Here is a 7,809-nt window from a genome sequence, read left to right on the forward strand (position 1 = left end):
CGGCTGTTCAAATTCGTTCCAGACGAATTTGTGCTTGTCCTCGGGAATTGCTCCTGCATCCATGCAGTTGAAAGAAAAGTAATGTAGGGTGGGCACGGTTGAGTGCCCACGCGGAACCAACCGCCAACGGTGGGCAAAGTTGCCCACCCTACATTTGAATGCGTCAACTAGTAACCTGTAAGGCGGAACGCGTTAGCGGTTCCGCCAAATCGAAGGCCATTGGCGGAACGCCTGATGGCTTCCGCCCTACCTGACCTCAATCCCCAACCACTGGTCCCGCGATTCTGGCGGGGCGTTTAATGGATTTCCTTGGACCTGTAAGAAAGCCGCGTTTTGCTCGATTAGGCGGGGCGGGTTCTGGCAGAGACGTTTTAAGCCAAGCCGTCCGATTTCTCGCCGCGGCGCTTGGCGTCAGCGGATCGTCGCATTGGAGTACAAACCTAGGTTTGTACTCCGGCCGAGTTGTTTGGGTGACTCCGGCTGGCGGGAAAGGCGGGTTCGAATCGCCGGCGGTCGGCCGAGCAAAAAACATTCGGCGCCGAGTATCGCTGGTAGTCGGCCGGGCAAAAAATGCTCGACGCCGCATGTGGCTGGAGGTTTGCCAAGGGGGGACGGCTTTGTAATCAGCGAAATGCTTGAATCATCGGGCGTGGCGTTTAGGTTCCATGATTCGTTTTTATTAATGCCGGTAACCCTAGAATCCCCAGGCCTTTGGGTGTTTGCGTTTTTTGGTCGGTGAAAACTCGGCGGAACGCGTCGGCGGTTCCGCCATATCAATTAACCCAACACATCGATAAACCGCGCCACGTCGTCCGGCTGCGTGGCAAAACTGGCGACCAGGCGGACCAGGGTTTCGTGCTCGGCGAGTAGGCCCGGCGTGGCATGCGGTGGATTCCACGGATAGAACACCGCGCCGGCGGTACGGAGCCGTTCGGCGTCGGCCTGGGTCAATATCGCGAACACCTCGTTGGCTTCGGCCGGCCAGGCCAGCCGGGCGCCGCCGGAGGCGGCGATGCCTTGTTGCAGTCGCGCGGCCATCGCGTTGGCGTGGCGGGCCAATGCCAGCCACAGGCCGTCGTGCAGATAGGCCTGGAATTGCGCGGCGATAAAGCGGCTTTTGGAAAACAACTGCGCCGCGCGCTTGCGGATAAAGAGCAGATCCTTGGCGGCGGCCGGGTTCATGAACACCAGCGCCTCGGCGCACCAGCAACCGTTTTTGGTGGCGCCGAACGACACGATGTCCACGCCCAGCCGCCAAGTCATGTCGGCCGGCGTCAGGTCCAGCGCGACCAAGGCGTTGGCGAAGCGGGCGCCGTCCATGTGCAGCGGCAGCCCGTGGGTTTGCGCCACCTCGGCGATCGCGGCGATTTCGTCGGGACGGTAAACGGTACCGATTTCGCTGGCTTGGGTGATGGACACCGCCATCGGCTGGCCGGCGTGGATGAAATCGGCCGGAAAGCGGCGAATCTCCGCCGCCAGCTTGGCCGGATCGATCTTGCCCAATTCGCCGTCGACCGCCGCCAGCCGGGCGCCGTGGGTGAAAAACTCCGGCGCGCCGCATTCGTCTTCCAGCATGTGGGCTTCGCGATGGCAGAAGGTCACGCCGCCGGGGCGGTTGATCGCGGCCAGCGCCAGCGAATTGGCGGCGGTGCCGGTGCCGACGAAGTACACCGCCACCTCGCGTTCGAACAGTTCGTTAAAGCGCCGTTCGATCGCTTTGTCCAGCTCGCTGGCACCGTAAGGCGCGGCGAAACCGGCCGACGCGGCCAGCAATTGTTGGGCGATGGCCGGATGCGCGCCGGCCCAGTTGTCGGAGGCAAAGTTCATCGCAAATCCTGAGTGCAAATGTCGCGCTACCTTAACCCAGATCGCCGCTTTGTATAATGACGATTTTCTCAGCCCGACTGCTTATGCCGCCTGACATCGCCGCCCTGATTTGCCAAGCCACCGGCGCCGTCCAGACCGAGCCGCACCAAGTCGTGCAACGGCTGTGGAGCGGCTACGGCCGGATCGTGCGCTACCGCTTGCACGGCGCCGACCGCGCCGGCGTCGTGGTCAAGCACGTCAAGCCGCCGCGCATCGGGCACGGCGATGTCTCGCACCGGCGCAAATTGCGCTCCTATCAAGTCGAAACCGTCTGGTATAGCGATTGGAGTTCGCGTTGCGATAATGCTTGCCGGGTGCCGGCGAGCTTGGCTTCGGCCAGGTTCGGCGATGAAGTGGTGCTGATCCTGGAAGACCTGGATGCCGCCGGTTTCGGCCGGCGCCGCTCGCGGATTGCGGAGGACGATTTAAGCGCCTGTCTGGACTGGCTGGCGAATTTTCACGCGACTTTCCTTGGCGTGAAGCCGCAAGGCCTTTGGCCGACCGGCACTTACTGGCATCTGGCGACCCGGCCCGACGAGTTGCAGGCGTTGAACGATCCGCCGTTACAACAGGCCGCCGCCGCGATCGACCGGGCGCTGAGCGCCAGCCCGTTTCAAACCCTGGTCCACGGCGATGCCAAGCTGGACAACTTTTGCTTCGCCGAGCGTGCCGGCCCAGTCGCGGCGGTGGATTTTCAATACGTCGGCGGCGGGCCCGGCGTCAAGGACGTGGCCTACTTCATCGACAGTTGTTTGCCGTTGCCGGAATGCGAACGCCGCGAGTCCGAACTGTTGGCGATCTACTTCGCCGCCTTGCGCCGGGCCTTAAGCGTCAAGCGCCCGGATATCGACGCCGACGCGCTGGAGCGCGACTGGCGGGCCTTGTACCCGCTGGCCTGGACCGACTTTCACCGCTTTTTAAAAGGCTGGAGTCCCGGCCATTGGCCGCGCGACAGCTACAGCGAACGGCTGGCGCGGCAAGTCATCGCCCAATTGACGGAGACCCGATGCAACTCAGCGACTTAGACTTGCACCTGCTCGGCCAATGCGCGATCTTGGCCGCCTACCAGGCCGGCCAACTCATCGCCCGTCACGCCGCGCGCGAGGTAGCGGTCAACACCAAGGCCGGTGGCGCCAGCCTGGCCGCGCAAGTGGTCACCGAAGTCGATCACCTGAGTCAGGATGCGATCATGCGCGTGTTGCTGCCGACTTGCGCGCATTACGACTTGGCCCTGCTGTCCGAGGAAAGTCCGGACGACCGGACCCGGCTCGCCAAGGATTATTTCTGGTGCATAGACCCGCTGGACGGCACCTTGCCGTTTATCGAAGGCGTGCCGGGCTATTCGGTGGCTATCGCGCTGGTGGCTCGCGACGGCACGCCAGCGATCGGCGTGGTCTACGATCCGCTGACCCAAACCTTGTATAGCGCCGTTGCCGGCCAGGGCGCTTGGCGCAATCGGCAACGTTTGCCGGCGCGTCCGAGCAGCCCGATCCTGACCTTCGTCACCGATAAAAGCTTCGCCGACGACCCGCTTTACGCCGCGACCTTGCCCGAGCTCGAGCGCATCGCCGCCGAACTGGGCTACGCAAAGACCGAATTGAAACTGCAAGGCGGCGCGGCCCTGAACGCCTGCCTGGCGCTGCAAACCCCGGCTTGCTACTTCAAATACCCCAAACCCCAAGTCGGCGGCGGCAGCATCTGGGACTATGCCGCCACCGCCTGCCTGTTTCGCGAAGCCGGCGCGCCGTTTAGCGACATGCGCGGGCGGCCGCTGGCCTTGAATCCGGAAGGCTCGACTTATCTAAACCATTGCGGCGTGTTGTATTGCAGCGACGGCGGGATCGCGGAGCGGGTGCTGGCCTTGTATCGGCGTTTATCTGGTTAAAACGGGCGAGGCCGTGCTACGATTCGAATGGGGTAAGGCTCGCCGCCCCAAGCTTCGGATGAGTTTACCGGGAATCCATTGGCGAATGGACTAAACGATGCTTGTTAAGCTGTGTTCATGATCGTTGCATTTAAAGATCAGGCTACCGAAGATATTTTCAACGGCGTATCTTCGGCGATCGCCAGAAAAGCTTGCCCGCAAGCCATTTGGCGAATCGCCGCTAGAAAGCTCGATCAGTTGGATTCGGCCATTTTTCTGGAGGAATTAAGGGTTCCGCCGGGGAATCGTCTTGAAGCGTTATCGGGGGACAGAAAAGGGCAATACAGTATTCGCATTAACGATCAGTTTAGAATTTGTTTCAAGTGGTCGGAGTCAGGGCCGGACGAGGTCGAAATCGTCGATTACCGCTAGAGGTGACCCATGGTACGCATACCAACCCATAGAAAACCCACTCATCCGGGCGAAATGTTGGAAGAAGAGTTTTTAAAGCCGATGCAAATTACGGGTCAGCAATTGGCCGAAGCGATTCATGTGCCTCTGCAAAAAATCGAGGATTTGATTCAGCAAAATGATAGCGTTAACTCCAGCCTTGCTTTACGGCTCGCCCGTTTTTTTGGCATGTCCGCCGATTTTTGGCTGAATTTACAAATTCGTTGGGATCTTTATCAAACACAGCAATTTGAGAAGGCTGAGTTAGATAGCATTCAGGATTTTCATCATTTCAAGAAAAGCGCCTGACTGAAATAAGGTTTTCGGATTTTAGCAATATCGTCATGCCCGCCGGGAAGCGGGCATCCATGCCGGAATGACGATGCTTATCGAGTCATCTGACAACGTAAAACCAGCCGGTCGCGAATTTTTAACGCGGCGGAAAATCGCTATTTGCCATCGAGAAGTCGCCGTATAGTATTGGCCGATCGATACATTGCCTTCGGGGAGTTCGAACCATGCGCTTCATCCTTTCGGTGCCTATTGCCGTATTTCTGTGGTTTATCGTCGGCTCATCCGTTGCCGAACCGGGGCCGCCGGCCGGCATCGCGGCGTATGCGTGCCGCAATGGGCAAATTTTCCATTTGCTGGCGTTCGACGACGCGCCGGGACGGCAAGGTTGGGCGCATTTCGGCGGCACGTGGGAAGGCGGCGAGTCGCCAATCGAGACGGCTAATCGAGAATTCTTCGAGGAGTCGAACTGCGTCTATCGATTGGCGGCGCTTACCGATGCGAATATCCGCGGGCCGTCCCGGTCGCCGGACTCGCCGTTTCTGACCTTCGTTGCGAAAGTGCCGTTCGTGCCGGCCAACGTGCTGGCGATGCAGCGAGAATGCTTGCACGTCGAGCGTAAGCAATGGGTCTGGATCAGAGATGGCGAGCTCGGCAAGGCTTTGGATTCGAGTGCCGACGATCTGCGGGTTTCGGTCTACGACGGCCCGGTCGACGAAATTTATTTTTGGCCGAACTCGCTCAAGGCATTGCGCCAAGCCAAAACGGACGGGCTGTTGCCATCGGCGGCGGAGTGCCCGGCCGACCGTTGAGCCTAGGTATTATCCGGCCGACACACCGGTAATCGCAGTTAAAGCCTCTCCCGGAAGGACGTGTTTCATGCTCAGCGCGAAATCCTTTTTGTGATCGTCAACTTGCCCTACTTTTTCATCTCCACGCAAACGCCCGTGAACACGTAGCTGTGGTTTCCGCCGTTTTGGTTGTCGAGTACTTTCCAATCCGAAGTTAGATTCCAACCGGGTTTGTTTTCGTTGGGGTTATAGTAGTAATCCTTGCCGCCTTCGCGAGTCACCAAGATATTGTGCATACCGGTAAAGGTGCCGGTGGCTGCTTTGGCGCCGTTAAACATCAAGTAACTGGCGTTATAGAAAACGCCGTCGGTTAGCGTAAGACTGGTGCTTGTCCCGCCGCCTTTAATCAAATTAAACAGCGCACCCAGCCCTTGTTTTGTTGCGAGGTCGGTTACGTAAACCAGCGCGCCGGTCTTTTGGCTATCGTCGCAAACCAACTCGGCCTTTACCGTCTTGTTCGAGATTTTGTCGGTTTCGGTGATGATTTTGCGCGGGTCGCTATTTTTGGCGGCGGCGAGCTGGTCGATTCCGGGCGCCAAACCGCCCGTGGATACGAATTGGATGGCCGGCCAGACGGTTTTTTCGGCAAATGTCTGGTCCAAACACAGCTGATTGTTAGAAAGTTCGGCGATCGCAATGACCGTGCAATGCGCCGCGCAAGAATTGCCGTTTTGTTGGGGGAGAGTTTTCGATGGCATGATGCCTCCTAGGCGATAGGCTGGTTGGATTGGCGGGTGTGAAGGGGGCGACGGCGGTTCGCGCGGCGCTGTTTGGGTAATGGTCGATTCGGCTTCCGATTTCCGATTTCCGACATCTGAAGTTAGATCAAAATCGGTTAATGTCCATCCCTGCCCAAGATAATCGCCTACTCTTTTTCTTTGTCCGCCATCGACCCGAACAAAATCCGGTACCAAAACCCGGCCTCGAAAACGCCGCCGACCGCGAAGGCTATCGTGCCGGCGCCGGCATAGCCGGCCCAATAACAGGCGAGCGCGGTCAGCAGCAGCGCGGCGCTAAGCAGATGGCGTTTCATCGTCGCGACTCGGGTTCGCCACCGAATCCTCGGAAGGCCTATCCTCGGCTAGCAAATCCAGGTAAGCGGTGGCCAGCAATTGTTCCGGGCGTATGTCCAACGCCGCGATCAAGCCGTCGGCGACCGCTCGGCCGGCGGCTTCGCTTTCGGCGTCGTTCAACACCACTTCCAACTCCAGAAAATCGCCCAAGCCTTCGACCTGATCCAAATGGATGCGGGTGCGGCCGACCAAGAACAAGGTGCGCTGCTTGCGGACCCGGCCGATGGTGCCGTAGGCCAGCGTCAGCGCGTCGCGCAGGCTGGCCGGGGCGTCGGTGGGCGAGATTCGGTAGAACGAGGTTTTCGGTCCGGTTTGATCCGGACGCTGGTAGAAAATCAGTTCGCCGCTGTTGTCGGAAAACGCCCGCAACTTGAGGCGGCCGTTCGGACACTGAAAAAAGGTGTCGTCCTGTGTCAGCGTGAACGGTCCCTGATCGGCGATACCGGCGACCAGCGGCAGCAGCGCGGCGACGCTGGCGATTCGGGCTTTGATTTCGATGTTTCTGGCCATATGAGGTCCGTCGTTCAAGTTTCGGGTGGGTTGCGGGCGGCGGATTCGGAGCGTTCCGCAACCAAGTCGGCCATGTCGTCGTGCCCGGTTTCGCGTAAACCGGCGATCACGCTGCTCCGGTTCGCCGCCGGTTGATTTTGGCTGACTTTCCATTTGCCCAGCAAACGCGTTATCCGGATTTCGATGCCGACGATTTGGGTCAGCAGGCGTTCGGTAAAATCCGCCGGGGCGTCGGCGACGGCCCAAGGCTCGGCGAACGCCGCCTCCTGTGCCGCCGTCATAGCCACTATTTGATCGCGTATCCAGACCGGATCGTCCACGGCTTGCAAACGGCCGTAGGCGTGGACGGCGGCGTAATTCCAAGTCGGCACCGCTCGGCCGGTTTCGCGTTTGCTGGCGTACCAGCTAGGCGAAATATAGGCGTTCGGGGTTTGGAAAATCGCCAGCAGTTCCGCGGACGACTCGTCGGCGCGCCACAGCGGGTTGGCTCTGGCGACATGACCGCGCAGACAGCCGTAGGCCGAGCCGTCGCCGCATAAATGCAGCGGAATGTGGTTGGCGTTCAGACCGTCGCCGGCCAGCGTCACCAGTGTCGCCAACGGGTATTGGCGGATTAGGTCTTGCATGACTTCTATTCGGGGTTCGGCGAACTGTTCGGGACTGTACATGGGGCTCAGCGGCGATGGTTGGGAGGATGCGTTGGGAAGCCGGGCTATGGCACTTGACGCGCGCCATTGCGTTGGCCGTGGAACGGGAGCAAGGCCGGGCCAAGATCGCCAGGCTCGAAATCGGGTAAATGGCGGTAAACCTGTTCGATGTCGGCGTGCGCGGTCAAGGCCCGGATTACCGGCGGTAGCGGTTCGGCCCAAATGCCGGCGATGTCGGTTTCGCCCGGCGCGCGCGG

General features: G+C 59.9%; 11 protein-coding genes. 5 read left to right on the top strand and 6 right to left on the bottom strand.

From position 1 onward, the window contains the following. Positions 1-777: 777 nt before the first annotated feature. Complete coding sequence (locus tag A1355_RS20705; protein WP_064031185.1) at positions 778-1,827, bottom strand: threonine aldolase family protein; 1,050 nt, start codon at positions 1,825-1,827, stop codon at positions 778-780. An 83-nt stretch (positions 1,828-1,910) separates the two neighbouring features. Here A1355_RS20705 and A1355_RS20710 point away from each other — a divergent pair, with 83 nt between their 5' ends. The 5 genes from A1355_RS20710 to A1355_RS20730 all read left to right on the top strand — a co-directional run bounded on the left by A1355_RS20710 (position 1,911) and on the right by A1355_RS20730 (position 5,283). Beyond that, on the top strand, positions 1,911-2,891 hold the full coding sequence (locus A1355_RS20710) for a phosphotransferase (protein ID WP_064031186.1): 981 nt from the start codon (positions 1,911-1,913) through the stop codon (positions 2,889-2,891). Continuing rightward, on the top strand, positions 2,873-3,751 hold the full coding sequence (locus tag A1355_RS20715) for a 3'(2'),5'-bisphosphate nucleotidase CysQ family protein (RefSeq protein ID WP_064031187.1): 879 nt from the start codon (positions 2,873-2,875) through the stop codon (positions 3,749-3,751). The genes A1355_RS20710 and A1355_RS20715 overlap by 19 nt, the downstream gene beginning before the upstream one ends. A 117-nt stretch (positions 3,752-3,868) precedes the next feature. After that, a complete protein-coding gene (locus tag A1355_RS20720) occupies positions 3,869-4,162 on the top strand; it encodes a type II toxin-antitoxin system RelE/ParE family toxin (RefSeq protein ID WP_064031193.1) in 294 nt (97 codons plus the stop codon). Positions 4,163-4,171: 9 nt separating this feature from the next. Then, entirely contained in the window at positions 4,172-4,489 is a 318-nt protein-coding gene (locus A1355_RS20725) for a HigA family addiction module antitoxin (RefSeq protein ID WP_064031188.1), read from the top strand. A 209-nt stretch (positions 4,490-4,698) separates the two neighbouring features. Next, the gene (locus tag A1355_RS20730; RefSeq protein ID WP_064031189.1) at positions 4,699-5,283 is read left to right on the top strand and encodes an NUDIX hydrolase; all 585 of its coding nucleotides are present in this window, start codon (positions 4,699-4,701) and stop codon (positions 5,281-5,283) included. A gap of 107 nt (positions 5,284-5,390) precedes the next feature. Here the strand turns inward: A1355_RS20730 and A1355_RS20735 are convergent, their stop codons facing one another. The 5 genes from A1355_RS20735 to A1355_RS25860 all read right to left on the bottom strand — a co-directional run. Then, a complete protein-coding gene (locus A1355_RS20735; RefSeq protein ID WP_064031190.1) occupies positions 5,391-6,020 on the bottom strand; it encodes a hypothetical protein in 630 nt (209 codons plus the stop codon). 167 nt (positions 6,021-6,187) lie between these two features. After that, positions 6,188-6,355 (bottom strand): hypothetical protein, encoded by a 168-nt coding sequence (locus A1355_RS25855; protein ID WP_197471866.1) that lies wholly within the window; start codon positions 6,353-6,355, stop codon positions 6,188-6,190. Then, positions 6,336-6,905: a class IV adenylate cyclase gene (locus tag A1355_RS20740; protein ID WP_064031191.1), complete on the bottom strand. Its 570-nt coding sequence runs from the start codon at positions 6,903-6,905 to the stop codon at positions 6,336-6,338. Before A1355_RS20740 ends, A1355_RS25855 begins: the two co-directional genes overlap by 20 nt. Positions 6,906-6,919: 14 nt before the next feature. Continuing rightward, positions 6,920-7,573 carry an FMN-binding negative transcriptional regulator gene (locus A1355_RS20745; RefSeq protein WP_064031192.1) on the bottom strand — a complete coding sequence of 218 codons (654 nt, stop codon included), beginning with the start codon at positions 7,571-7,573 and terminating at the stop codon, positions 6,920-6,922. A gap of 44 nt (positions 7,574-7,617) precedes the next feature. Further along, positions 7,618-7,809, bottom strand: a 192-nt coding sequence (locus tag A1355_RS25860) for a hypothetical protein (RefSeq protein WP_197471867.1), incomplete at its 5' end; no start/stop codon positions are given.

Origin of the sequence: Methylomonas koyamae (assembly GCF_001644025.1) — a bacterium.
Taxonomy (GTDB): Bacteria; Pseudomonadota; Gammaproteobacteria; order Methylococcales; family Methylomonadaceae; genus Methylomonas; species Methylomonas koyamae_A.

Excerpts from the sequence above, each read along its gene's own strand:
- A1355_RS20705 (WP_064031185.1), bottom strand. The coding sequence starts at position 1,827 with ATGAACTTTGCCTCCGACAACTGGGCCGGCGCGCATCCGGCCATCGCC.
- A1355_RS20710 (WP_064031186.1), top strand. The coding sequence starts at position 1,911 with ATGCCGCCTGACATCGCCGCCCTGATTTGCCAAGCCACCGGCGCCGTC.
- A1355_RS20715 (WP_064031187.1), top strand. The coding sequence starts at position 2,873 with ATGCAACTCAGCGACTTAGACTTGCACCTGCTCGGCCAATGCGCGATC.
- A1355_RS20720 (WP_064031193.1), top strand. The coding sequence starts at position 3,869 with ATGATCGTTGCATTTAAAGATCAGGCTACCGAAGATATTTTCAACGGC.
- A1355_RS20725 (WP_064031188.1), top strand. The coding sequence starts at position 4,172 with ATGGTACGCATACCAACCCATAGAAAACCCACTCATCCGGGCGAAATG.
- A1355_RS20730 (WP_064031189.1), top strand. The coding sequence starts at position 4,699 with ATGCGCTTCATCCTTTCGGTGCCTATTGCCGTATTTCTGTGGTTTATC.
- A1355_RS20735 (WP_064031190.1), bottom strand. The coding sequence starts at position 6,020 with ATGCCATCGAAAACTCTCCCCCAACAAAACGGCAATTCTTGCGCGGCG.
- A1355_RS25855 (WP_197471866.1), bottom strand. The coding sequence starts at position 6,355 with ATGAAACGCCATCTGCTTAGCGCCGCGCTGCTGCTGACCGCGCTCGCC.
- A1355_RS20740 (WP_064031191.1), bottom strand. The coding sequence starts at position 6,905 with ATGGCCAGAAACATCGAAATCAAAGCCCGAATCGCCAGCGTCGCCGCG.
- A1355_RS20745 (WP_064031192.1), bottom strand. The coding sequence starts at position 7,573 with ATGTACAGTCCCGAACAGTTCGCCGAACCCCGAATAGAAGTCATGCAA.